The organism is Hyphococcus luteus (assembly GCF_002943565.1).
GTDB lineage: Bacteria > Pseudomonadota > Alphaproteobacteria > Caulobacterales > Parvularculaceae > Hyphococcus > Hyphococcus luteus.
On sequence record NZ_PJCH01000005.1, the window covers coordinates 430068 to 452786 of the forward strand.

Genomic DNA, 22719 nt, shown 5'->3' on the forward strand with positions numbered 1-22719 from the left:
CTCCCGTGAAGATTTCCCGGACGCCAGTTAACACCAATCCGCAGGCAATGTCAGGACTTAAGGCGCGGCGCGCTCTTGCGTCTCGGCCTCCTCGAAGGTGAGCCAGCGCTCTTTTTCGGGATCGTAGAGCTTGCAGCGGCGCACCACCTCCAGATGATAAGCCGGGGTCCAGGTCCGGGTCAGCCAGCCGTCATGGGCCGCGGCGACTTTCGCCTGCGCCGCTTTGATCGAATGCAGATCGACATGCACGTTCAGGTGATGCGCCTGATGCTGCATGATCCGTATAAAGACAAAATCGAGCCATTCCGGCAGCACGAGATGGATCGTGCTGTTCATCGTGTGCTCGAAGCTCGACGGCTTGCCGTCCGGCAGGATCCATTTCGAATCCGGCCCGGTGTGCTGAAACACCGACAGGAACGTCATGATGACGGAGAAAAAGAATGTCGGCAGGACGATCCCGAAAACGCCCGCCGTCGTCCAGTGCCAGACGGCGCTTTTGTCAGGATGGGCGCCCATGGAAAGCGAGGCGCAAAACCACAGGATCAACCCCGCCCAGACATAGACGAGAAGCAGATCGAGAACATGCTCGCGCTTCATGGAAAAGCGCCGGTAGAGGAACGGAAACAGCATGTACGGCAGGGTGACTTCAAGGAAATACCAGAAATGCTGGCCGACGAGAGAGCGCAGAAAACGGTAATAGGCCCGCCCCAGGGGCGCGCGGGCGCGATATTGTTCCGGCGTCAGGGGGGCGTAAGTGTCGTCGACGCCGAGCTGCGCCACATAGCGGTGATGCACGAAATTGTGCTGGCGCACCCAGATCGAAAAGGGCTGCAGCGAAGGCAGCATCGCGATCGTTCCAAACACGCGATTGAGCCGCTTGTCGCGCGACAGGGCGTTGTGCGCGGCGTCATGGGCGCAGACCATGAGATTGCCCACATAAAGCGACAGCCAGACCGAACAGAACGCCTTGAAGGCGAGATTTTCGACCCGCATCATCAAAACCAGCAGCGCGAAATAAACTGCAAAGAGCGCAACGGAAATAGCGATGGTCGACGCCGGCCGGTCGACCGTATCCTCGCGCATGCTCGAAAGCAGCGCCTTCCTGGTGTCGAGGCTTGTTTCCACCGACGGCTCCGCCTTTTCCGTGCAGCATTCAACCACAGCGGGGCGGCGCGAAAAACCCTCTCGCAGGCGAAACAGCCGGGATCATTCGCCCGGCATGGGACGCCGCATACAATCCGTCAGGCTGCTGAAAAACTGACCATTTTGCGGCGCGCCGGGCACCACAGCGCCAGCCGCGCGCAACGGATCGATTCGCGGATGGTCATCACCGGCAGGGACAGAAGGTCTTCGCTCGCCCGGTAGCATTCCATCAGCCGGTAATTCGGGATGCGGCTGGCGAGATGGTGGATGTGGTGGAGACCGATATTGCCGGTGACCCAGCGCAGGGGCTGGGGCAGCTTGTAATGAGAGGAGCCGAAAACCGCCGCTTCGGCGTAATTCCATTCCGGTTTTTGCGCCCAGTATGTGTCTTCATATTGATGCTGCACGAAAAACAGCCACGAGCCGGCCCATGCCGCAATGGTGACGACCGGCAAAAACACCAGCGCCACGGTCCCCAGGCCGAGCCACAAGGAAAGCCCGCCGTAAAGGACGACAAGCGCGATGTTGAGCGCGGCGACCGACTTCCAGACATGACGCGCTTTCATGCCCTGATAGGTTTCTGCGAAAGGCATCGGGCCGGCGAGCGGCAGGCGTTGCAGGACGATGAAATAGAGCGGCGCGCCGATGACGATCATGATCAACGGATGGCGGTAGACGCGGTACATGATCCGCTTCGCCGGGGTGAGCGCGCGATATTCCGGCACGGTCAGGGTGTCGACCCCGCCGACGCCGCGCCTGTCGAGATCGCCGGAGCTCGCATGATGGCGGTTATGGGCGTCGCGCCAGAAAGCGTAGGGCGTGAATGTCAGCAGGCTGATGATGAAGCCGAGGAGATTGTTGGCGCGGCGGTTTTTGAAATAGCTGCCATGGCCGCAATCGTGCTGGATGGTGAAAAGCTTGACGAGGAACAGGCCCGTCACCGGCGCCATGACAAGGGCGAGCGGCCAGTAGCCGATTTTCACCGCAAGGATCATCAGCGCGGCGGCGCCGACATAAAGCGCCAGCGACAGCGCCGTCTGGCCGAGAGAGCGGCCGAGATCGACGGTCTGGAACTCGGCGCAATGCTTTACGATCCGGCGCAGCATCTCCTGGCGCGCGGCGGCGGCGCCGTGGGAGAAATTTTCGGCCGCATGTTCGGCGGCCTCCTGAAATTTTGCGATGTTCCGGGAGACGGCGGCAGGCAGAGTTTGAGACATGTAACGCAGAATACTCGTCATTTGCGCCGGTTTCGTGAAAATGGCCGGCGGGGTTCTTCCCATTGAATTAGCCGCCCACTAACCAGTTTTTCGCGCAAAAAGAAACCGTCCCCGCATCCTTGTGAGGAAGCCGCTGGACGCGCCGGGAGAAACGCCCTGAAATCGGGGCTTTAACCAGGGAGGCGACGATGGACTGGAATACGGCTTTTTCGCTGGTCAACGCGGCCGTTCTGCCTGGCTGGGCGTTGCTCGTTTTTCTACCGAAATCGAAGCTGACGGCCGCGATCGTTCATTCCCTGCTTTACCCGGTTTTGCTGGGGTCGGTTTACGCCGCCGGCATGATCGCCGCCTTCGCCTTCGGACAATCGAGCGGCGGCGTCGATTTCACCAGCATTGAAGGCGTCCAGGCGATTTTCGCCCATCCCAACGGCGTCATCATCGGCTGGACCCATTATCTCGTCTTCGATCTTTTCGTGGGGGCGTGGATCGGACGCGACGCGATCCGGGAGAAGCTGCCGCATCTCGCGGTCGCCCCCTGCCTCATCGGAGCCTTCATGGTCGGCCCTCTCGGCCTTCTCGCTTATATTTTGCTGCGGCTTATGCTGCGCAAAAAGATCTCGCTGACCGAGTGATCCGGCGGCGCCATTGCGCCAGTTTTTTCACATAGTTGCGGCCGGCGCGGTCAAGCGCCGCGTCGTCGAACTTATCCGCTTCATAAAGGAGGAACGGCTTCGCATAAGGCAGCCCGCAGCGATGGGCGGTCGCCTCCAACGGGCGCAGCAATTTTGCAAGCGGAAAAAGATTGGCGCCGCGCGCGGTATAAGCCTTCGGCGTGTTCCCGGCGGTCGCGGCGACCAGCATCGGCATGCCTTCGAGCTTCGCCCCCTCTTCTTCATAGCGGATATAGAACATCCGGGTGAGCACGGCGTCCTGCCACGCCTTCAGAAGCGGCGGGGTCGAGTACCATTGCACCGGAAACTGGAAGACGAGTCGGTCAGCCCCCAGGATTCTGGCTGTTTCCGCATCCGAATCGATCCTCCCGTCAGGATAGACGCCATACATGTCGATAACTGAAACGCTGTCGAGTTTTGCGGCGGCTTGCGCAAGCGCGGCGTTGGCGCGGGAGCGCGACAGGTCAGGGTGAAAGAGCAGGATCAGGGTTTCAGGCATGGCAAGGGCTCCGCTTTCTTTGCGGGCCAAGCTGGCGTGTCGAAGTATATTCTTCCAATGGATATAGAATATATCCTATTATTGATATTATGAATTTAAGGTCCATCGATCTCAACTTGCTCGTAGTGCTCGACGCACTTCTGGAGGAGGCGCATGTCTCCCGCGCAGCAGCGCGGATCGGGCTTTCCCAGCCCGCAGCTTCGAATGCGTTGGAGCGGTGTCGGCACATCTTCGCCGATCCGCTGCTCGAAAGGCGCAAAGGCGGCATGGCGCTAACCCCGAAAGCTGAAAGCTTGCGCGCGCCTTTAAAAGACGCGCTTGCCGGGCTCTCCGCCGTGCTGACGCAGCCGGAAACGGACCTTACCACGCTCGACCAGACCGTTCGCCTCATCATGGCTGACCTTCCCGCCGCCATAATCGCCGGCGCGCTTTACGCCCGCCTTGCTGAAACCGCGCCCAATTTAAGCCTCGCCATCCATCCCTGGCGAAGCGCAGGGGCGGCGCTCGACGCGCTCGAAGCCGGAACAAGCGATCTCGCCGTCTCGGCGATCCCCGAGCCCGGCAAACATCTGCGTCGGGAGGAATTGCTGCGCGAACATTATGTCGTCGCCATGCGGCGGGAGCATCCGGCTGCAGGAGATTTCAGTCTTGCGCGCTGGCTAGCTTTTCCGCATCTCGTCATTTCCGCCGAAGGCCGGATGCATGGCGCGCTCGACGAGGCGCTGGCGCGCCGCAAGCTTGAGCGCCATATCGGCGCGTCGGTTCCAAGCTTCACGCTGGCGGCGGACATTGTTCTGAAAACGGATCTTATCGGGATGCTGCCAAGCCGCGCAGTTCCCTTTGAACAGCGAAACGAGTTTGCCGTCTTCGATCCGCCCATCCCCGTCGACGGTTTCGCGCTGCATCTTGCCTGGCACGCCCGCCGCGATCAGGACCTAGCGACACAGCATGTTGGCGCTTTGATCCGGAAACTTTTGCAATAAAGCTGCTAACCCGCTGTAGGCCGCCCAGCCAATCCGGAAAGCGCCCGTCGCCTCGTTCACGCCGGCCAGTCGGGGGAGAGCGGACAGAGAAAAACAAGGCGGCGGACAAGTCATCGGCGGAGGCAAAAGGAGAGCAAACTCCGCCGAAAGCGGGCAGACGAGAACGGCCTTTCAACGCGCTTTTTCGAGCCCCAAAATGGCGAGCTCTTATTTATAGATCAATCATATAATATTGATTTAATGTATCAATTTTTTCGATTTTCTGAACTCAAGGCTCAGTTCGGCAAGGCAAAAGCGATCAGTTCGTCCCCCGGCGGCGCATCGACGCCGGAATAGCCGCCGGCGAAGATCGCCACATATTGGCGCCCCCGCCAGGAGTAGGACATGGGAGTCGCAACGCCGGCGGCGGGAAGCCGGCTCCGCCATAGTTCCTCGCCGGTCGCAATGTCGAAAGCGCGCAGATAATAATCGAGCGTGCCGCCGATAAAGACGAGCCCGCCCGCCGTGACCATCGGTCCGCCGAGGGTCGGTGTGCCGATTTTCGCTTTGACGAGGCCGCCGGACAGATCTTCGACCGTCCCCAGAGTCTTGCGCCAGACAATCTCGCCTTTCGCGAGATCCACTGCGGCGAGGACGCCCCAGGGCGGCGGCGTGCAGGGAAGATCGAGCGGCGACAGCAATATCTCGCGGCGCATGCCGTAGGGCGCGCCGGTTTGCGGCGAGATCTCCGCATCATGCAGGGTCTCGCGCGTCGCCTCGACCTTGTCCGCCGGAATGAGCTGAACCAGATGAGCGAGGTTCGACATGTTGACGACGAGAAGGTTGCGGCGCTGGTCATAAGCGGCCGAGCCCCAGTTTCCGCCGCCGCCGGTGAACGGCAGGAACAGGGTTCCCTCAAGCGACGGCGGGGTGAACAGGCCCTCATGGCGCAACGCGCGGATCGCCTTCGCGCAGGCCCGCTTGTCGAACCAGGTGAGCCCGAACGCGTCTTTCGCATCGACCGTGTTCGGCACCAGCGGCGGCGGCGCGACCGGAAAGGGCTGGGTCGGCGACAGGACTTCGCCGGGAACGGCGCCGTCTTGCGGCACGGGACGCTCCTCGACCGGCAGGAACGGTTCGCCGGTGTCGCGGTCGAGCACGAAGACGAAGCCCGTCTTCGTCGTCTGCGCGACGACGTCATGGCGCTCGCCGTCCCGCCAAACCGTGTAGAGCCCCGGCTGCGAAGGCAGATCGTAGTCCCAGACATCGTGATGCACGGTCTGGAAAGACCAGACGACCTCGCCGGTCGAAGCGTCGAGGGCGACGACGGAGTCGGCGTAGCGATTGTCGCCGGGGCGAAGCCCGCCGAAAAAATCAGGGGACGGACTTGATGTCGGCACAAAGAGAAGATTGCGCGCCGCGTCGTATGACATCGGCGCCCAGGCGTTGGCGTGGCCTTCGACCGGCGGTTGCGCGCCTTGCCAGTCGCCGGCGTTGACGGCGCCGGCCGCGCGGGGGATCGGATCGAAGGTCCAGCGCAGAGCGCCGGTGCGCACATCATAAGCGCGCACGGTTCCTCTCGGCGCCGCGACGCGTGAATTGTCGCCGATGGAAGAGCCGACGACGACGACGTCGCCGGCGACGGTCGGCGCCGAGGTGATCTGGAATTCGCCCGGCCAGACGAGGCTCATGCCGGGATCGATATGAACCGTTCCGCCGGCGCCGAAGCTCGCGCAGGGTTCGCCCGTCTTCGCATCCACCGCATTCAGCCGGTAATCGTTGGTCGCGCCGAATATCCGCGCCGCGCAAGGGCCTTGCGCGCCCGCGTCTTTCCAATAGGCGACGCCGCGGCAGACATACTGATTGCCCGGATGCTGTTTGAGATCCGCCTTGGCGTCAAAGCGCCAGCGCTGTTTCCCCGTGCCGGGATCGACGGCGATGATGTCGTTGAAGGGCGTGCAGAAGACGAGACTGTCCTCGACCAGGATCGGCGTCGTTTCCCCGGCGCTGCGTTTGATCGCTTCCGGCTTCGAAAGGAGATCGCCGGTGGAATAGCGCCAGGCGATTTCAAGCTCCCCGACATTGTCTGGCGTGATGGCGCTTGCCGCGGCGTAGCGCGAGCCGCCGGCGTCGGCGCCGTAATAGGCCCAGCCTTGCGTCTCCGGCGCCGGATTGGACGCAGCGGCGACGCCGTCAATGTCGAGACTGTGATCGCCGCCAAGGCGCCAGATCATCGACCCGCCGAGGATGGCCGCGACGAGCGCAACCAGCGCCGCCGCAAACACCCCCGCAATGATTTTGACGACGCGCCTCACAGACGTGTTTCCTGAAAGTCCGGCCCCCGTCGGATGAGGCTACCAGCTTCGGCCCGTCACGGCGAGGCCGGTTCGCAGCGCTTGGGTCCCGGCGCCTGTCAGGAAAGCGCCATTGGCGACAACGGCCCCGACCCGGCGCCGGTTTTTTCAAGCGCCTGGGCGATCTCCGCGAGATCTTCGGCGTCAAGCTCGAGCGTCGCCGCATCGATCCAGCCGTCGATCTGTTTCGGCCCGCGGGCGCCGACAATGGCGCCGGTGACGCCGGGCCAGGCCAGCGTCCAGCCGACGGCGACCGCCGCGACCGTCGCATCGCGGCGTTTCGCGATGGGCTTCAAGCTTTCGGCGAACGCAAGATTGCGCTCGAGCGCGTCGCCGGAAAACTCCGGATTGCGCGAACGCCAGTCGTTTTCCGGCAGGGCTTTCGCCCGCTCTTTGCTGAAATGACCGGTCAGGAGCCCCGACTGCATGGGGCTGTAGACGATGACGCCGGTTTCGTGATCGGCGCACCAGGGCAGTTCTTTTTCCGCCGCGCCGCGCCGGATCGCCGAGAAAGGCGGCTGCAGCGTGTCCACATGGCCGATCTTTTCCGCCGCCTCCAATTGCTCGGCGCTGTGGTTGGAAAGGCCCGCCGCGCGGATTTTGCCTTCGTTTTTGAGCTCAAGGAGCGCGCCCCAATAGTCCTCGAGCGGGGTTCCGTCTTTCGGCGGCCAGTGCATCTGGCAAAGGTCGATGCGCTCCACCCCGAGACGCGCGAGCGACGCCTCGACCTCGCGGCGGATGCTGTCGGGTTTGCCGGCCATCTGCGGCGGCGCTTTTCGGTCGTTTTCGTCCCAGACCAATCCGCATTTCGTGAAAACATAAGGGCGCATCTCGGCGGGAAGCTCGGCCAGCGCCTTGCCGACGATTTCTTCGGAATGACCGAGGCCGTAGACGGGGGCGGTGTCGATCCAGTTGACGCCGCGCTCGGCCGCGCGCCGGATCGCCGCGAGCGAGTCCTTATCGTCCTGCGCGCCCCAGCCGGCGATCCAGTCGCCGCCGCCGATGGCCCAGGCGCCGAAACCGACGCGGGTGACGTTCATGCCGGTGCGGCCGAGAGGACGGGTCGGCAGGGGGGCATCGCGATCTGACATGGAAAACCTCCTGAAAACGCAAGCCTCATATGGAGCCCGGCCGGCGCGCATTCAAATCGATAATAACGATGGGGCCGCGCTTGCTTATATTTTGCTGCAGCCATGCTGCGCAAAAATCCGTGCTCATTTGCGCTGCATGCGCGGTCCTATCGGGAGGCGATCAGGCGTCTGCCGCGGCGGCCTCGGCGCGCGCCTCTTCGGCGTCGGCGTCGGCCTCTTCAGCGATCTTGTCGAGATCGACCGTGTCGTCGGCCTTCTTCGTCTCCTCGGCCTCGTCCGCGGCGTCGACGGCGTCATCGAGGATGTCTTTTGCCGCTTCCTTCTCGCCGCGCTCGAGGGCGGCCGTTTCTTTCTTCGCGTCTTCCTGATTGGCCTTTTCGACCTCGTCGGCAAGGGCCGATTCCGCCTTCAGGAGGCCGTTTAATTTATGGGCGCCCGACACGATCCCCGCCACGTCGACCTTCGCCAGCGCCTCTTCGAACGACGCGCCGGTTTCGACAAGATCCATGGCGACTTCGATCTGTTTGTCGGTGAGGGACTTGGCCTGTTTGATCTTGAAGAGCTCATAGCCTTCCGGCTCGGGCTTCGCATTGCCGGAAACATCGACGATCACCGCGGGCGCGCCGGCGGGAGCGCCGGGCCGGCCGCTCGCGGCCGGCGCGAAAGCGGCGCGCGACTGGCCGATCAAGGCCGAAGCGATATTCGCGCTGTTGATTCCGATCATGCCGGGCCCCGAGAGCGGTTTCAGACCGCGGCGAGACTAGGCGTTCTTGCTTTCTGACCCTTGAAACGGATCGGCGGCATTTTATCGACCCGCGCTTAGTCCGCCCCGAGCGCGTCCATCACCGAGAAGATGTCCTTGTCGCCGCGCCCGCACATATTGAGGAGGAGGATCTGGTCGCGATCCATTTCCGCCGCCTTGTCTAGGGCGCGGGCGAGCGCATGGGAGGGCTCGAGCGCCGGGATGATGCCTTCAAGCTTGGCGCAGAGCTGGAACATCTCGAGCGCCTCATCGTCGGTCGCCGAAACGTATTTCACCCGCCCCGTCTCATGCAGCCAGGAGTGCTCCGGACCGATGCCCGGGTAGTCAAGCCCGGCCGAGATCGAATGGGCGTCCTTGATCTGGCCATCCTCGTCCTGGAGCAGGTATGTCCGGTTGCCGTGAAGGACGCCGGGCCGTCCGCCGGTAAGACTGGCGGCATGCTTGTCAGTGTCGACGCCGAGCCCCGCCGCCTCGACCCCGATGATCTCCACATCCTTGTCGTCGAGGAACGGATGGAAGAGGCCGATGGCGTTCGAGCCGCCGCCGATGCAGGCCATGATGACATCGGGGAGGCGCCCTTCGGCCTCCATCATCTGCTCTTTCGCCTCGCGCCCGATCACCGATTGAAAATCGCGCACGAGTTCCGGATAGGGGTGCGGGCCCGCGGCCGTACCGATGATGTAAAAGGTTGAGTCCACATTGGTGACCCAGTCGCGCAGCGCGTCGTTCATGGCGTCTTTCAAGGTCGCCGTGCCCGACGTCACCGGTATGACTTCGGCGCCGAGAAGCTTCATGCGGAAGACATTGGGTTTTTGCCGCTCCACGTCCGTCGCGCCCATATAGACGACGCAAGGAAGGCCGAAGCGCGCGCAGACCGTCGCCGTCGCGACGCCATGTTGCCCGGCGCCGGTCTCGGCGATGATCCGGGTCTTGCCCATGCGCATGGCGAGGAGGATCTGGCCCATGCAGTTGTTGATCTTGTGCGCGCCGGTGTGGTTGAGCTCGTCGCGCTTGAAGTAAATTTTCGCGCCCTTTTTACCGGCCCTACCTGACTTTTCGTCAGCCATACTGCGGACATGGCTGGTTAACCGCTCGGCGTAATAGAGCGGCGACGGGCGGCCCACATAGTGCTTCAGGTAGTACTCAAGCTCCGACTGGAAGGAGGGGTCGTTCTTGGCGCCTTCATATTCCTTCTCCAGCTTCAGAACGAGCGGCATCAGGGTCTCGGCGACAAAGCGCCCGCCATAAATGCCGAAGCGGCCTTCTTCGTCGGGTCCGGTGCGGTAGGAGTTGAGCTGGGTCACGGTGTTGGGTCCATTGAATATCAGGTGAAGTCAGCCCTCACCCGAAACGGCTTGCGCCGTTCCGACCTCTCCCAAAGGGAGAGGTAAAATGCAAGCTTCTCGAAACCGCTGCCTCTCCCTTGGGAGAGGTCAAATTCGCCCCTTCGAGACGCCGCCTTCGGCGGCTCCTCAGGATGAAGGCGAATTTGGGTGAGCGGGACGCCCTACTCCACCGCCGGCTTCGCCTCCGGATAGCGGATCAGGAGATCGACGCGGGCGATGGGTTGCCAGTCGCTGGGGTGAACCAGCCAGGCGACGCCGGAGGGCACGACCTTTTCGCGGCCCCGCGTCGTCGCGCCGTAAAGCGGCGCGATATTGGAGTGGCTGGAGAGGATGATGTTGGTCCCGGGATGGGCGGCGAGCTCCGCCGCCACCTTGGCCTTCATGGCGGCGACGTCCGCCGGTTTTTCGCTGATCTGCGAGGGATCGGGCTCCACCGGCGCGCCGGACGCGGCGAGCGCCGCCGTGTCCCAGGAGCGGCACATGGGGCTCGTATAAGCCTTTAAAATCGGGACTCCTTCCGCTTTCAAAACAGCGCCCATGGCCCGCGCCTGAAAGAACCCTTCCGCATCGAGCCCGCGCCCCGGCGCAAGGCGGCACCCTTCGGAGAGGCCGACGAAACTCGTCTGGTCCTCCGGCGAATTCGCGTGGCGCATGACGATGACATAACCGCCGCGTTTTAAGGCCTCGAAAGCGACGGACGCCGCCGCCTCGTTCTCGCGCGGGGGCGGGTTCGTCACGCAGCCGCCCAAACATGCCGCGGCCAGCGCCGCGCCCCAAAACCGTCTCGCCATCATCTTTCTCTCCTAGCGGCCGCTGAAGGACACAGTCTGGGCCGCGTTTGTATGGGCGTCCACTTCAAGCAGCGTGAGCGCGTGAATGGTGGTCGCCATCATTTCCACAAGGGACAGTCCCGCATCCTGGTCGATCAGCCCGGTCGTATAGGTCAGCCGCGCCTTCACATGCCAGGGGCCTGTCTTGTTGAGCCAGACCGCCGTCTTGTAGCTCTCGCCGTCGATGGGCTGGGTGATGAAGCCCGCCGCCAGCGTTTCGCCCTCGATCGCCGAAGGCGCGCCCTCGCGCTCGGCGGTGGCGACCATCACCGGGGCCTCTTTCTTGAAGGGAAGCTCTTGCACCATCAGGCTCAGTGCGGCGCCGAAATGATCCTCCAGGCTGACATCGGGCCATCTGGAGGCATAGAGCGTATAGAAGACGCCCGGCTCGGAAATGAGATAATTGCAGGCCGTGTCGAGCCCGTTCTCATCGAAGAGAGTGACGCCCTTCAGCGGGACGGGGAGCTTTTCGATAGACTCCCCGTCATCCCCGAGGGTCAGCATCTCGATGACCTTCGGACAGCGCATGCCCGAATAATCGTGGATCAGCTCGGACGGCGTCTCGCGCCAGCCGCCCTTCGCCGCCGAGGGGGCCATGCTGTTCTGAACGAGCACGCTCTCGACAGGCGCCGTCGCACGCGCCGCATTGCGCAACTTGGCGTCCGGATCGGCGGGCGCGGTTTTGTTGAATTGGGCTTCGTGGGCGACGGCCGGATCGGAAGCCTCGCCAAGCGCGGCGCGATGAAAGGGCGGGATCGCGCGATAATCGATCGGCGCCGCATCGGACCCGAGGGAGGCCAGCACCGCGCGCCGCGCCGCGCCCATATCGCGGGGAAGATAGCCTGCGGCGGCGTGATTGGGGGCGTGATCGGCGGCGTAACCCGCGCTGCTGGAGGCCTGTTTCGGGGCCGTATCGCTCGCGCAGGCGGCGAGCGCCAACGCCGCGAAGGCCGCGCCGAAACATCTCGCGCCGCCAATCGCCTTATCATGAAAAAGCTTTTCGCCCACCGGTCATTCCCCGCTTGCCGCCGACATCCCCGCTTTCAAGCCTAGCGAAAATAAAGGATGCGGTCGATGCGCAAAGGCGAAGCGGTTTTATCGGTGAAAATGCTGCGCTTTATGCTGCGCAAAAAACCGCAACATAAGGAGTCTTTCAGCCTATCCTTTTGAAGCCGAGATGAAGGCTTTGACCAGTGCGTCGTCTTTCTTGCCCGGCGCGCTTTCGACGCCGGAAGAAACATCGACGCCAAGGAAGGCCTCGCGGCTCTTCTGCCCCTTCACGGCCTCGCCGACATTCTCCGGCGTCAGCCCGCCGGCGACAATATAAGGCGTCTCGCCTTCGTAAGCGGAGAGCAGCGTCCAGTCGAAACTGACGCCGTTGCCGCCCGGCTGGCCCGCCCCCGGGGGCGGCTTGGCGTCGAACAGGATGATGTCCGCCGCCTCTTCATAATCGGACGCGTCGCTGACATCGCCCTTGCCGGTCACCGGTATGGCCTTGATCACCTCGACCCCGAATTCGAGCCCTAATTCGCTGCACCGCTCGGGACTTTCATGGCCGTGGAACTGGAAATGGGTGAGAAGCGGCGCAGCTTCGGAGAGTTCTTTTTCGCCGGCGTCGACGAAGAGGCCCACAAGGCGCGGCATCGCAAAGCCCTCGTCGAACGCCGCCTGTTTGAGATCGAGAATGATCTCTTCGGCGGCTTCGGGCGTCACGAAACGCGGGGATTTGCGGAAGAAAACAAAGCCGAGGAAATCCGCGCCGGCGCGGGCCGCGTCGATCGCGGTCGCCGCATCCTTCACCCCGCAGATTTTGACGAGAGGTCCGCTCATGACATCACATCAAACGCTCATCGCTTCGAGCTTGGGCGGGTCTTCTTGCGTCTCTTTCCCGTGCGGCGCTTCGCGCTCGCGCTTCGCGGTCAGCGCGGCGAGCTCTTTTCTGAGCGCCTTCAGCTCCCGGCGATTGTCGCGGGCCTGGGCGCGCGCCTCGCGGGTCGAGAGCCACTGGCCCGCCGCGCCGAGCGCCACCCCGATGAAAAGCATGCCCATGAGCCAGAACCACAAAGGCAGGGCCGGGGTCGACAGGGCCGGGTTTTCCGGACGGATGGGATCGAGGCTGATCGGCACCAGGGTGCGGTTCGCCACGAGGAACAGGACCGCCACGATGAGGACGGGGATCCAGATAATGCGGAACAGCCATTTCTTCATGATCGCATTGTCGCCGAAAGCGCCGTCATCCCGCAAGCCAGATCAGAGCGTCTTCATTCGCCGGGCCCCGGCTGCGGCTGGGAGTCGGCCTGTGAAAACCGGCCCGCCCCATTGAGGCGGTCGCGCAGCTCCTTGCCGGCCTTGAAAAACGGCGCCCATTTCTCCTCAATATGCACCGCCTCGCCCGACCGCGGGTTGCGCCCCACGCGCGAAGGACGATGCTTCACCGAAAACGCGCCAAAGCCCCTGAGCTCCACGCGGTCGCCGCGCGCCAGCCCATCGGAGATTTCCTGAAACACGATAGACACGATCCGCTCGATGTCCCGATGAAACAGGTTCGGGTTTTCGTCGGCGAGTTTTTGCACCAATTCCGACTTGATCATAACGGGACCCCTTTTCCCGGAGAGCATTGAAAACGCAGCGAAATTCAACCGGTTAACACTGTCAAAGGACGGATGCGGCGTCAAGGCGCTTTTCGCAGAGCATTCAAGGGATTAAGCCCTTTTTTATGGGACAGAGCGGCGATCAGGAAACCTCTTTCGGCTTTCGCACCGTGAAAACGGGCGAGAAGGCGCGCCTCGTGCGCTCGGTCTTCGACAGCGTGGCGTCGAAATACGACCTGATGAACGACCTCATGTCCGGGGGCGTCCACCGCATCTGGAAATCGGTGATGCTCGACCGCATCGCGCCCATGCCGGGCGAAGCGTTGATCGACGTCGCGGGCGGGACCGGCGACATCGCGGCGGGATTTTTAAAACGCGCCGACGAGCGCCCTTCGGCGGGAACGAAACCGCCGGCGACGGCCGTCGTCTGCGACATCAATTATGAGATGCTGAAAGCCGGCGAAGCGCGCGCCGACATGGCGCGCTATGGCGAGCGCCTGACCCGCGTGACGGGCGACGCGGAAGATCTTCCGTTCCCGGATAAATCCTTCGACGCCTATACGATCGCCTTCGGCATCCGCAATGTCACCGACATGGAGGCGGCGCTCCGCGAAGCCTGGCGCGTGTTGAAACCGGGCGGGCGTTTCTTCTGTCTTGAGTTTTCGCATATGGCGACGGAAGGCTTGCAGAAAATTTACGACGCCTATTCCTTCAACGTCATCCCGAAGCTCGGCGAGATGGTCGCCGATGACCGCGAGTCCTATCAGTACTTGGTCGAATCCATTCGCCGCTTTCCCGCGCAGGAGGCCTTCGCCGCAAAAATCCGCGCCGCCGGTTTCGCGCGCGTGAAATATGAAAACCTCACTGCGGGGGTGGCGGCCATCCATTCCGGCTGGCGGGTTTAGGCGCGCGCATGATTTCCGCCCTTGCCGATTATGGACGCCTTCTCCGCGCCGGCTGGACGCTGTCGCGCCGGGACGCGCTTGTGCCGCGGGAGTTCGCCTATCTCGCCCCGGCGCCGGTCCGGGCCTTCGGCGCGCTCTCGCGCCTCGGCGCGAAAGGCAGGGACGAGCGGCCGGGCGAGCGTCTCGCCCACGCCTTCGAAAAGCTCGGCCCCGCCTATGTGAAGCTCGGCCAGTTCATGGCGACGCGCCCCGACATTATCGGCTTCGACATGGCCGCCGATCTCGGCCGTCTTCAGGACAAGATGCCGCCTTTCTCCGAGGCCGAGGCGCGCCGGGAAATCGAAACCGCGTTCGGCAAGCCGGCGGACGCGCTTTACGACGGCTTCACCGCGCCCATCGCCGCGGCGTCGATCGCGCAGGCGCACAAGGCGCAGCTGAAAGACGGGCGCAAGGTCGCGGTCAAAGTCCTCCGCCCCCGGATCGAACAAAAGGCGGGCGATGAATTCCGCGCTTTCGGGCGCGCCGCCCGCGCCGTCGAGGCGGTCTCGAAAACCGCGCGGCGCATGGAGCCGGTGAAATTCGTCGAAACCTTGAAAGCCGCCGCCGCCATCGAGCTCGATTTGCGCATGGAGGCGGGCGCGGCGTCGGAACTCGCCGAAGATCTCGCCGACGAACCGAAAGTGCGCATCCCCGAAGTCATCTGGCCCTTGACCGCCAAGCGCATCCTCACCATCGAATGGATCGACGGCACGCCCTTGGGCGATGTCGCGGCGCTCGACAAACGCGGCGTCGACCGCCAGGCGCTCGCCCGGCTCGTCATTCATGTGTTTTTAAAACAGGCGCTTCATACGGGCTTTTTCCACGCCGACATGCATCAGGGAAATCTCATCGTCGACAATGAAGGCCGCCTCGGGCTCGTCGATTTCGGGATCATGGGCCGGCTTGACGAGAACACCCGCAATGTCTTCGCCGAGATCATCTACGGCTTCATCACGCGCGATTACGCGCGCACCGCGGACGTGCATTTCGCCGCCGGCTATGTGCCGCCGGGCCATTCGCGCGAAGCCTTCGCCCAGGCCCTGCGCGCCGTGGGCGAACCTTTACAGGGACGCAATGCGGCGCAAGTCGACATGTCCCGCGTGTTGCAGCAGCTCTTCGACGTCACCGCGCTCTTCGACATGCATCTGCGCCCCGAACTCGTCCTCCTCCAGCGCACCATGGTGACGGTGGAAGGGGTCGCGCGCCTCCTCGACCCGGAGATCGACATGTGGGCCGCGGCGACGCCCGTGGTGAAGGAGTATGTGAACAAGGCGATCGGCCCCATGGCCCAGGCGGAAAAGCTGAAGGCCGCGGCGATAAAAGCGGTCGAGCTCGCGCCAAAGCTCCCCGACTATATAGAAACGCTGCACCGGGCGGCGGAAAAAATTGCGGCGGAAGAGGCGAAAGCGGACGAAAAGGCCGCCGCGCGCGGCGCGGGCCTCGCCCTCTGGACGCTTGCGGGCGCCGCGCTCCTCATCGCCGCCGCGCTCCTCATTCAGTAAAATTGAATCGATTCCGGTTACCGATTTTTCGGAGCTCTCACCGATCTTTAATCAAATTATCGGGAGGGCTCCCTCATGTTCGGATTGAAATTCGGCGGCGCCAGGAAACAGGAAGCGGCGCCGCAAGGGGAAACTGTCACCGCACGGCTCAATGCGAAGCTCCAGCCCATCGACCGCGGCGATTATTACGAAGACCCGCTGACCGAAACGCTCGAAAAGGCCGGGCTCGGCGAAGTGACGGGCGGCGGCACGCAGCTTTCCGAAGAGCCCTGCGGGATCGAATTCTGCGATCTTGAAATCCGCATGAACGAGGTCACCGAAGAAGGCCTCGCCATGGTCATCAAGCGCCTCAACGATCTCGGCGCGCCTAAGGGCTCGCGCCTGATCATCGAATCCACCGGCAAGGAGATTCCGTTCGGCGTCGCCGAAGGCCTTGCGGTTTATCTCAACGGAACCGAGCTTGAAGACGAGGTCTACCGCACCTGCGACGTCAATTTCGTCATCGACGAATTCGACCGGCTGCTCGCCGGCAAGGGCGCTTTTCGCGGCTATTGGGAAGGCGACCGGGAGACCGCGCTTTTCTGCTACGGCGCGTCCTTCACGGAGATGAAAACCGCGCTTGCGGATTTTCTCGCCGACTATCCCCTTTGCGAGAAGGCCCGGGTCGAGCAGATCGCGTGACTTTAAGGGGCCGAGGCCTTATTTAAGGCCCATGAACGAAAGACGCATTCTTCTGATCATCGGCGGCGGCATCGCCGCCTATAAAAGCCTCGAGCTGATCCGCGAGCTCGCCCGCCGCGGCGTGAAAACCAGCGCCATCCTGACCAAGGCGGGCGCGGAATTCATCACGCCCCTGTCGGTCTCCTCCCTCACCGGCGAAAAGTGCTTCACCGATCTCTTCGACCTCACCGACGAAGCGGAAATGGGCCATATCGAGCTGTCGCGCTCGGCGGGCCTCGTGGTCGCCGCTCCGGCGACGGCGGACCTCATGGCTAAGGCGGCGAACGGGCTTGCGAACGACCTCGCCTCCACCGCGCTCCTCGCCACCGACAAGCCGGTGATGATGGCGCCGGCCATGAACGTCAAAATGTGGGAGCATGCGGCGACGCAGCGCAATCTCGAAACCTTGAAGGGCGACGGCGCGATGATCGTCGGACCGGAAAAAGGCGACATGGCCTGCGGCGAATATGGCGAAGGCCGCATGGCCGAGCCCGCCGACATCGCCGACGAGATCGAGGCGTTTTTCCTGAAAGACGCCGCCGGACCTCTTTCGCACCGGCGCGTGCTCGTCACCGCCGGGCCGACGGTGGAGCCTATCGACCCGGTGCGCTTCATCGCCAACCGGTCATCGGGCAAGCAGGGCTACGCCATCGCCGCGGCGCTCCGCAATCTCGGCGCCGACGTGACCCTCGTCACCGGCCCCACCAACGAAAAACCGCCGGCGGGGATCAATGTCGTACGTGTGCAGACGGCCCGCGAAATGATGAGCGCCAGCGAGGCGGCCCTGCCTTTCGACTGCGCTGTATGCTGCGCCGCCGTCGCCGATTACCGCCCGGAGATTGAAACGCCGCACAAGATCAAGAAAGAGCGCGGCGGGCTCACCGATATTCCGCTGACGGAAAATCCGGATATTTTGAAAACCCTGTCGAAAATGACCGAAGGCCGCCCGCGCCTTGTTATCGGTTTTGCGGCGGAGACCGACGACGTGCTCGGCCACGCCGAAGCCAAACGCAACCGCAAGGGCTGCGACTGGATCGTCGCCAATGACGTCTCGCCCGGCGAGCACTGCGCCATGGGCGGCGAGCGCAACACCGTCATCCTCATCACCGAGGACGGCGACGAGGAATGGCCGGAAATGTCCAAGGGGGAGGTCGCGCGCAAACTCGCCGACCGCATCGCCGGCGCGCTGAAAGGCCCGGCCCTCGTCAAAGCGGCGGAATAGGAGCGAGCCCCTTGGAAGTCGCGATCATCGTCCCGCTCATCGTCTTTGCGAGCATCGTCCTCATAGTCGGCACGCCGTTTTACTTTCACCACCGCAACCGGCGGGTGATTTACGAGGCGATCAAGACGAGCGTCGAGAAAACCGGCGAGGCCGATCCGAAACTGATCGCCGCCATCACGACGGACGCCATCGGCCCCAACGCCGATCTGCGCCGCGGCCTTCTGCTCGTCTCGCTCGGCGCGGCGCTCGCCGTTATCGGCGCGCTTTCCGAAGCCGATATGATCGGCGCGCCCTTGTGGACCGTGGGGCTCCTGCCCGGCCTGCCGGGCCTTGCCTATATCGTCTTCCACTTCTTCGTTCCGCGCGAAGCCACGGTCTGACGTCATGACGCGGGGGGAGTTTGCGTTCATGCGCCGGCCCGACGACATGCGCGCGGGGACGTGATGGAAAGCGTTTTCGCGTTTCTTCACGCCATGATCGGCGAACGGCCCGTAGAGATCGCCGCGTTCTTTCTCGGGCTGGCAAACATCATCCTGCTGGTGCGCCGCTCGATCTGGAACTATCCGTTCGGGATTGTCATGGTCTCGCTTTACGGCTGGATCTTCTATGGCGAGAAGCTCTATTCCGACGTGCTCCTGCAGATCTTCTTTTTCGTGGTGCAGATTTACGGCTGGGCCCACTGGATGGGCCGGCGCGACGAAGCGGGCCGCGTCATCGTCACGGCGCTCGGCGGGCGGGCCGCCCTCGCCTATGCGCTCGCCGCGCTCGCGGGCGTTGCGGCGCTCGGCGGCTTCATGGCGACTTACACCGACGCGAGCTTTCCCTTCTGGGACGCTTCGGTGGCGGTCCTTTCCGTCATCGCGCAGATCCTCCTCGCCCGCAGGCGGCTTGAGAACTGGCTTGTCTGGGTCGGGGTGGACGCCCTTGCGATCGGGCTTTACTGGACGAAGGGACTTTATCCCACCGCGGCGCTTTACACCCTGTTTCTCGTGATCGCCGCCATCGGATATGTGAACTGGCGGCGCGCCTTTGCGCGCGGCGAAGCGATTGAAGAATGAAGGGCCGTAAGTGAGCTTGAAGACCCAGAAACGCCTGACGCTCCTTGGCCCTGAAAGCGTCGGCAAGACGACGCTGGGCGAACGGCTCGCCAGGCGCTTCGACACAAGGCTGGTGCGCGAATATGGCCGCACCTATGACGAACAATATATGCAGACGCGCTTTAAACAGGGCAAAGGCTGGCGCGAGCAGGACTTTCTCACCATCGCCGAGACCCATGCGGCCATGCGCCAGGCGCTGGGCCCCCTCGCCGGCCCTCTCCTCATCGAGGACACCGACGAATTGATGACTTCCGTCTGGGCGGAATATCTTCTCGGCGCGCCGTCGGCGAAACTGGAATCCATGGCCCGCGCCAATCTCGCCGATCATTACATCCTGATGACGCCGGAAACGCCGTGGACGGACGACGGCGTCCGATACGCCGGCCGGCGCGACCAGCGCGACTGGTTCTTCGAGGCCGCAAAAAAACGCCTCGACGATTGGGGCGCCAGCTACACCGTGATCACCGGCGCCGACTGGGACGACCGGGAGAGGCAGGCGATGGAGATTGCGGAAGGGATGATCTCTTAACCCCCGCCGCTCATCCCCGCGAAGGCGGGGATCCATGTTGCAAGCTCAAAATTCTATTTTCTGGATTCCCGCTTGCGCGGGAATGAGCGGAGTTTTTTGCTTTTTACCCTCACTCCAATAACGCGAACCCTACCCTCGGCTTTCATCACATCCGATGAATTCCGGCCGGAATCCCGCATTCGGTGCGGAGTTATCCACGCCTTTCCCGGCGGCCTTATCATCCTTCATTGTCATCCCGGGGCTGACGAAGTCAGAACCCGGGATCCGTTATGGGTCCCGCATCTCGCGCAGCCATATTTCATATTGCAGCGCGTGGGGATGACAGAGGGAAAGGAAGGTTCGCCCCATGAAACACGCCGTGGAACATTTTACGCAAATAGCGCCAAATCGGCCTGAAAGCCAGGAAAGACGCCATTTCAAAAGAAGGAGACATGGAAATACGCAAAATTGTTTCACGGGATAAGGAGCGTGCATGGGAAGCGTTTTGATTCATCGGTCTTCGACTCCCCACGCTTTAAGCGTGGGGTCCAGAAGACCCGCACTCTGGACGCCACGGTCAAGCCGTGGCGAGTCGCAAAAGGAGGGCGCGCCTAAACATCGACGCCAAGTTCTTTCAGCTTCTCCGCCATGGCGTCCGGCGGCGGCGCTTCGACCGTCACCGGCTCCTTGTTTTTCGAAATGGGAACGACAAGACGGCGGGCGTGCAGCATCATCGGCCCCGCGCGCTCTTCCGGCGATAACTCCCCATACTGAGGATCGCCGAGGATCGGCGCGCCGATGGAGGCGAGATGAACGCGGATCTGATGGGTGCGGCCCGTCTTCGGTTTCGCCTCGATGAACGCGAACCCGTCTTTTTGTTTGAGCGTTCTGTAGGTGGTGACCGCGCTTTGTCCGTCTTCCGCAATCACCACGCGCCAGCCGGAACCGCGCGTTTCCTTCTTCAAGGGCGCATCGATAGTCCCCGAGAGTTTTTCGGGGACGCCTTTGGTCACCGCCCAATAGGTCTTTTCGACCTGGCCCTCGGAGAAGAGTTTGCCGAGCTTTCTCAAAGCCTTGGGATGACGCCCCAGAACCAGGCAGCCGGAGGTGTCGCGGTCGAGCCGGTGGGCGAGCGCGGGAAGCCGCGGCAGGCCGAAGCGCAGCGCGTCGAAATAATTCTCGAGATTCTCGCCGCCGCCGGGTCCGCCATGAACTGGCAGCCCCGCAGGCTTGTCGATGACGAGCATCAGCCCGTCGCGATAGAGAAGACGGTCGAGGAGAAAGTCCGGCGGATAGGCCATTCAAGCGCCGGCGCGCTTCGTCCTTCGAGACGCAAAAAATCCTTCATCCTGAGGGCGCGCATGACATGCGCGCGTCTCGAAGGAGAAGGATTTTTCGCTCCTCAGGATGAAGCGCTCCATGTTTATCTTACCCCTTGCTGCGGAGAAAATCGCGCAGGGGCGCGAACCCCCGCACCAGGTCTTCATAAACCTTGCGCTTGAACGGCACGATAAGGTCCGGCGCCTCTTCAAGTTCGCCCCAGCGCCAGTCGTCGAATTCCTGGTAATCGTCCGCCTCGAGATCGATTTCGCTTTCCTCGCCGGTGAACAGCATCGCCGCCCATTTCTGGCGCTGGCCTTTCCAGTTTTTCTTTTTGTAGCCGGGGGGAAAAGCGTAGGCGAGCCAGCCCGGCGTCACGCAAAGAAGCTTTGCGGAGGCAACCCCCGTCTCCTCCTTCAGCTCGCGGAAGGCCGCGGCGGCGACGTCTTCTTCCGCATCGATGCCCCCTTGCGGCATCTGCCAGCGATATTGATCGCGCTCCTCGCCGAGATCGGCGAAATCGCCCACGCGCCGGCCGAACCAGACCTGACCCTGCCGGTTAAACAGGCAAACGCCCACATTGGGGCGGAAACGGCTGAGGAGGTCTTTCTGGCTCATGGGGGCTCGCAGAAGGGCTGGCGGGAAACGCGCCCTCCGGCTTTAGCGGGACGCGGCGGCGGTCCGCAAGAGCGCGGAGGCGGGCGCCTTTTCAAAGCCCTTGCGCTCAAGCGTTCGCGTCCACTCGGCGAGCGCCTCGATGGTCGCGGCGTAGGCGTAAGTCTTGCCGAGGGCCTGGCCGTCGCGTTCGGCGATCTTTTCGAGCTGGCGGAGTTCGCGCTCCACCGCGCGCAGATCGGCGTCGTCCGCCGCGGCCGGGATCATGCGCGACACGCTGGCCATGGCGAGGCCGGTTTCCGCGCCCGCGCGGCCCGCCGCGCCGGTGTCGTCGATATAGCCGACGCCGGCTTCTCTCAGACGCTTCAGGACCGGCGCAATGGCGTCCGCGTCGGCGGAGAATTTGGCGCCGAGATAGTTGGTGGCCGCGAAATAGGCGCCGAACCGGGCCATGAGCCAGTCGAGGCGCTGCAGGTTTTCCGCTTCGGAGCGCGAGGTCAAAAGCGCCGCCGCCCCGAGCGCTTTCACATTGGCGCCGTAGCCTTCCATGGGCAATTCGATCAGCACTTCATGGCCGGCCTGGCGCGCCTTCTTCGTCCAGAAGTCGAGATTCTTGGCGTAAGGCGCGAAGGACAGCGAAACCTCCGGGGGCAGATCGTCGATCGCCCGTTCGGTCACCGTCGCGTTAAGGCCGAGCCCGCCGACAATGACAGCGATGCGCGGGAGGGAGCGGTCGCCGTCGAAGGGCCGCGCATAATAGCGCAGCGCCTTGCGTCCGTCGGGCGCGATGCGCGGCGTCCGGCCGAGCGCGGTCGTGCGCAACAGCGCCGCATCGGCGTCGGGGATCGGGCGCACATGCGGCGTCAGCGACGCGGCCCTGGGCGCTGTGGCTTCTTTTTTCTTTCCGCCGGGAATGGTGATGACGATGTCGCCGGACGCGACATTCTCATCGTCCTCGCCGGGCGCGTCTTGGTTTTCCGCGAAGAAGTCGTTGGCGCCGGGATAGATGAGCTCGAGGCTGTCCTCGGCGTCTTCGCCCGCCATCATCTCCGGTTTGTCGGGCGCGTCCGCAGGTTCATTCTGCGCGACCGGCGCGGCGATGCGCTCCTCGCTGCCGGGCGCACGGGCGAGGCGCTCCACAGCGTCGACAGGCAGCGCGATGCGCTGAGCCCCCTCGCCGCTATTGGCGGCGTGAATGAAATACCCAGCAGCGCCCGCCAGAATGACGAAGGCGCAGCCCCAGGCCAAAGCGAGGCGGCTCAAAACCGGCGGTCTCAATTTTCTGCGGCGGGGCATCCCGTTTCGCCTGCTTGTCGCTCACGCG

The 22719-nt window shown here is 63.3% G+C and carries 24 protein-coding genes; 9 read left to right on the top strand and 15 right to left on the bottom strand.

The window, feature by feature from the left end; all coding sequences use genetic code 11:
* Positions 1-57 precede the first annotated feature (57 nt).
* Both CW354_RS06985 and CW354_RS06990 read right to left on the bottom strand, forming a co-directional pair.
* Complete coding sequence (locus CW354_RS06985) at positions 58-1125, bottom strand: fatty acid desaturase (RefSeq protein WP_104829312.1); 1068 nt, start codon at positions 1123-1125, stop codon at positions 58-60.
* 116 nt (positions 1126-1241) lie between these two features.
* Positions 1242-2381 carry a fatty acid desaturase gene (locus CW354_RS06990; protein WP_165793565.1) on the bottom strand — a complete coding sequence of 380 codons (1140 nt, stop codon included), beginning with the start codon at positions 2379-2381 and terminating at the stop codon, positions 1242-1244.
* A 167-nt stretch (positions 2382-2548) separates the two neighbouring features.
* Here CW354_RS06990 and CW354_RS06995 point away from each other — a divergent pair, with 167 nt between their 5' ends.
* Complete coding sequence (locus CW354_RS06995; RefSeq protein WP_104829314.1) at positions 2549-2992, top strand: ABA4-like family protein; 444 nt, start codon at positions 2549-2551, stop codon at positions 2990-2992.
* Here the strand turns inward: CW354_RS06995 and CW354_RS07000 are convergent.
* A complete protein-coding gene (locus tag CW354_RS07000; protein ID WP_104830031.1) occupies positions 2958-3530 on the bottom strand; it encodes an NAD(P)H-dependent oxidoreductase in 573 nt (190 codons plus the stop codon). The genes CW354_RS06995 and CW354_RS07000 overlap by 35 nt on opposite strands.
* Before the next feature lie 89 nt (positions 3531-3619).
* Here CW354_RS07000 and CW354_RS07005 point away from each other — a divergent pair, with 89 nt between their 5' ends.
* On the top strand, positions 3620-4513 hold the full coding sequence (locus tag CW354_RS07005; protein WP_104829315.1) for a LysR family transcriptional regulator: 894 nt from the start codon (positions 3620-3622) through the stop codon (positions 4511-4513).
* A 275-nt stretch (positions 4514-4788) separates the two neighbouring features.
* On the opposite strand, the gene CW354_RS07010 is transcribed toward CW354_RS07005, so the two are convergent.
* The 9 genes from CW354_RS07010 to CW354_RS07050 all read right to left on the bottom strand — a co-directional run bounded on the left by CW354_RS07010 (position 4789) and on the right by CW354_RS07050 (position 13467).
* Complete coding sequence (locus CW354_RS07010) at positions 4789-6807, bottom strand: pyrroloquinoline quinone-dependent dehydrogenase (RefSeq protein ID WP_207764706.1); 2019 nt, start codon at positions 6805-6807, stop codon at positions 4789-4791.
* 98 nt (positions 6808-6905) lie between these two features.
* Entirely contained in the window at positions 6906-7937 is a 1032-nt protein-coding gene (locus CW354_RS07015; protein WP_104829316.1) for an aldo/keto reductase, read from the bottom strand.
* Positions 7938-8097: 160 nt separating this feature from the next.
* Entirely contained in the window at positions 8098-8661 is a 564-nt protein-coding gene (locus tag CW354_RS07020; protein WP_104829317.1) for a hypothetical protein, read from the bottom strand.
* Positions 8662-8756: 95 nt separating this feature from the next.
* The gene (gene trpB, locus CW354_RS07025; protein WP_207764707.1) at positions 8757-10004 is read right to left on the bottom strand and encodes a tryptophan synthase subunit beta; all 1248 of its coding nucleotides are present in this window, start codon (positions 10002-10004) and stop codon (positions 8757-8759) included.
* A 203-nt stretch (positions 10005-10207) separates the two neighbouring features.
* Positions 10208-10837 carry a histidine phosphatase family protein gene (locus CW354_RS07030; RefSeq protein ID WP_165793566.1) on the bottom strand — a complete coding sequence of 210 codons (630 nt, stop codon included), beginning with the start codon at positions 10835-10837 and terminating at the stop codon, positions 10208-10210.
* Positions 10838-10849: 12 nt separating this feature from the next.
* A complete protein-coding gene (locus tag CW354_RS07035; protein ID WP_104829319.1) occupies positions 10850-11884 on the bottom strand; it encodes a hypothetical protein in 1035 nt (344 codons plus the stop codon).
* 150 nt (positions 11885-12034) lie between these two features.
* Positions 12035-12706 carry a phosphoribosylanthranilate isomerase gene (locus tag CW354_RS07040; protein WP_104829320.1) on the bottom strand — a complete coding sequence of 224 codons (672 nt, stop codon included), beginning with the start codon at positions 12704-12706 and terminating at the stop codon, positions 12035-12037.
* A gap of 9 nt (positions 12707-12715) precedes the next feature.
* The gene (locus CW354_RS07045) at positions 12716-13120 is read right to left on the bottom strand and encodes a LapA family protein (protein WP_104829321.1); all 405 of its coding nucleotides are present in this window, start codon (positions 13118-13120) and stop codon (positions 12716-12718) included.
* Between the two features lie 17 nt (positions 13121-13137).
* On the bottom strand, positions 13138-13467 hold the full coding sequence (locus CW354_RS07050) for an integration host factor subunit beta (RefSeq protein WP_104829322.1): 330 nt from the start codon (positions 13465-13467) through the stop codon (positions 13138-13140).
* 125 nt (positions 13468-13592) lie between these two features.
* Here CW354_RS07050 and ubiE point away from each other — a divergent pair, with 125 nt between their 5' ends.
* From ubiE to CW354_RS07085, 7 genes are all read left to right on the top strand, one after another.
* Complete coding sequence (ubiE, locus tag CW354_RS07055; RefSeq protein ID WP_104829323.1) at positions 13593-14372, top strand: bifunctional demethylmenaquinone methyltransferase/2-methoxy-6-polyprenyl-1,4-benzoquinol methylase UbiE; 780 nt, start codon at positions 13593-13595, stop codon at positions 14370-14372.
* An 8-nt stretch (positions 14373-14380) separates the two neighbouring features.
* Entirely contained in the window at positions 14381-15913 is a 1533-nt protein-coding gene (ubiB, locus tag CW354_RS07060) for a 2-polyprenylphenol 6-hydroxylase (RefSeq protein ID WP_104829324.1), read from the top strand.
* A 75-nt stretch (positions 15914-15988) separates the two neighbouring features.
* Positions 15989-16594: a hypothetical protein gene (locus tag CW354_RS07065; protein ID WP_104829325.1), complete on the top strand. Its 606-nt coding sequence runs from the start codon at positions 15989-15991 to the stop codon at positions 16592-16594.
* A 31-nt stretch (positions 16595-16625) separates the two neighbouring features.
* Positions 16626-17855 carry a bifunctional phosphopantothenoylcysteine decarboxylase/phosphopantothenate--cysteine ligase CoaBC gene (gene coaBC / locus CW354_RS07070; RefSeq protein WP_104829326.1) on the top strand — a complete coding sequence of 410 codons (1230 nt, stop codon included), beginning with the start codon at positions 16626-16628 and terminating at the stop codon, positions 17853-17855.
* 11 nt (positions 17856-17866) lie between these two features.
* Complete coding sequence (locus tag CW354_RS07075; RefSeq protein ID WP_104829327.1) at positions 17867-18235, top strand: DUF6249 domain-containing protein; 369 nt, start codon at positions 17867-17869, stop codon at positions 18233-18235.
* 63 nt (positions 18236-18298) lie between these two features.
* On the top strand, positions 18299-18913 hold the full coding sequence (gene pnuC, locus CW354_RS07080) for a nicotinamide riboside transporter PnuC (RefSeq protein WP_207764708.1): 615 nt from the start codon (positions 18299-18301) through the stop codon (positions 18911-18913).
* A gap of 10 nt (positions 18914-18923) precedes the next feature.
* Positions 18924-19481, top strand: a complete 558-nt coding sequence (locus tag CW354_RS07085) for an AAA family ATPase (protein WP_104829328.1) — start codon at positions 18924-18926, stop codon at positions 19479-19481.
* 590 nt (positions 19482-20071) lie between these two features.
* Here CW354_RS07085 and CW354_RS07090 read toward each other — a convergent pair.
* The 3 genes from CW354_RS07090 to CW354_RS07100 all read right to left on the bottom strand — a co-directional run bounded on the left by CW354_RS07090 (position 20072) and on the right by CW354_RS07100 (position 22691).
* Entirely contained in the window at positions 20072-20761 is a 690-nt protein-coding gene (locus tag CW354_RS07090) for an RluA family pseudouridine synthase (protein WP_104829329.1), read from the bottom strand.
* Positions 20762-20888: 127 nt separating this feature from the next.
* The gene (locus CW354_RS07095) at positions 20889-21398 is read right to left on the bottom strand and encodes an RNA pyrophosphohydrolase (protein ID WP_104829330.1); all 510 of its coding nucleotides are present in this window, start codon (positions 21396-21398) and stop codon (positions 20889-20891) included.
* Positions 21399-21440: 42 nt separating this feature from the next.
* Positions 21441-22691, bottom strand: coding sequence for a divergent polysaccharide deacetylase family protein (locus CW354_RS07100; protein WP_104829331.1), 1251 nt, complete (start codon positions 22689-22691; stop codon positions 21441-21443).
* Between the last annotated feature and the right edge of the window lie 28 nt (positions 22692-22719).

Bases quoted from the DNA above. Each gene is read 5' to 3' on its own strand.
- CW354_RS06990 (WP_165793565.1), bottom strand. From the start codon at position 2,381: ATGACGAGTATTCTGCGTTACATGTCTCAAACTCTGCCTGCCGCCGTC.
- CW354_RS06995 (WP_104829314.1), top strand. From the start codon at position 2,549: ATGGACTGGAATACGGCTTTTTCGCTGGTCAACGCGGCCGTTCTGCCT.
- CW354_RS07000 (WP_104830031.1), bottom strand. From the start codon at position 3,530: ATGCCTGAAACCCTGATCCTGCTCTTTCACCCTGACCTGTCGCGCTCC.
- CW354_RS07005 (WP_104829315.1), top strand. From the start codon at position 3,620: ATGAATTTAAGGTCCATCGATCTCAACTTGCTCGTAGTGCTCGACGCA.
- CW354_RS07015 (WP_104829316.1), bottom strand. From the start codon at position 7,937: ATGTCAGATCGCGATGCCCCCCTGCCGACCCGTCCTCTCGGCCGCACC.
- CW354_RS07020 (WP_104829317.1), bottom strand. From the start codon at position 8,661: ATGATCGGAATCAACAGCGCGAATATCGCTTCGGCCTTGATCGGCCAG.
- CW354_RS07030 (WP_165793566.1), bottom strand. From the start codon at position 10,837: ATGGCGAGACGGTTTTGGGGCGCGGCGCTGGCCGCGGCATGTTTGGGC.
- CW354_RS07040 (WP_104829320.1), bottom strand. From the start codon at position 12,706: ATGAGCGGACCTCTCGTCAAAATCTGCGGGGTGAAGGATGCGGCGACC.
- CW354_RS07050 (WP_104829322.1), bottom strand. From the start codon at position 13,467: ATGATCAAGTCGGAATTGGTGCAAAAACTCGCCGACGAAAACCCGAAC.
- ubiE (WP_104829323.1), top strand. From the start codon at position 13,593: ATGGGACAGAGCGGCGATCAGGAAACCTCTTTCGGCTTTCGCACCGTG.
- ubiB (WP_104829324.1), top strand. From the start codon at position 14,381: ATGATTTCCGCCCTTGCCGATTATGGACGCCTTCTCCGCGCCGGCTGG.
- CW354_RS07065 (WP_104829325.1), top strand. From the start codon at position 15,989: ATGTTCGGATTGAAATTCGGCGGCGCCAGGAAACAGGAAGCGGCGCCG.
- coaBC (WP_104829326.1), top strand. From the start codon at position 16,626: ATGAACGAAAGACGCATTCTTCTGATCATCGGCGGCGGCATCGCCGCC.
- pnuC (WP_207764708.1), top strand. From the start codon at position 18,299: ATGGAAAGCGTTTTCGCGTTTCTTCACGCCATGATCGGCGAACGGCCC.
- CW354_RS07090 (WP_104829329.1), bottom strand. From the start codon at position 20,761: ATGGCCTATCCGCCGGACTTTCTCCTCGACCGTCTTCTCTATCGCGAC.
- CW354_RS07095 (WP_104829330.1), bottom strand. From the start codon at position 21,398: ATGAGCCAGAAAGACCTCCTCAGCCGTTTCCGCCCCAATGTGGGCGTT.
- CW354_RS07100 (WP_104829331.1), bottom strand. From the start codon at position 22,691: ATGCCCCGCCGCAGAAAATTGAGACCGCCGGTTTTGAGCCGCCTCGCT.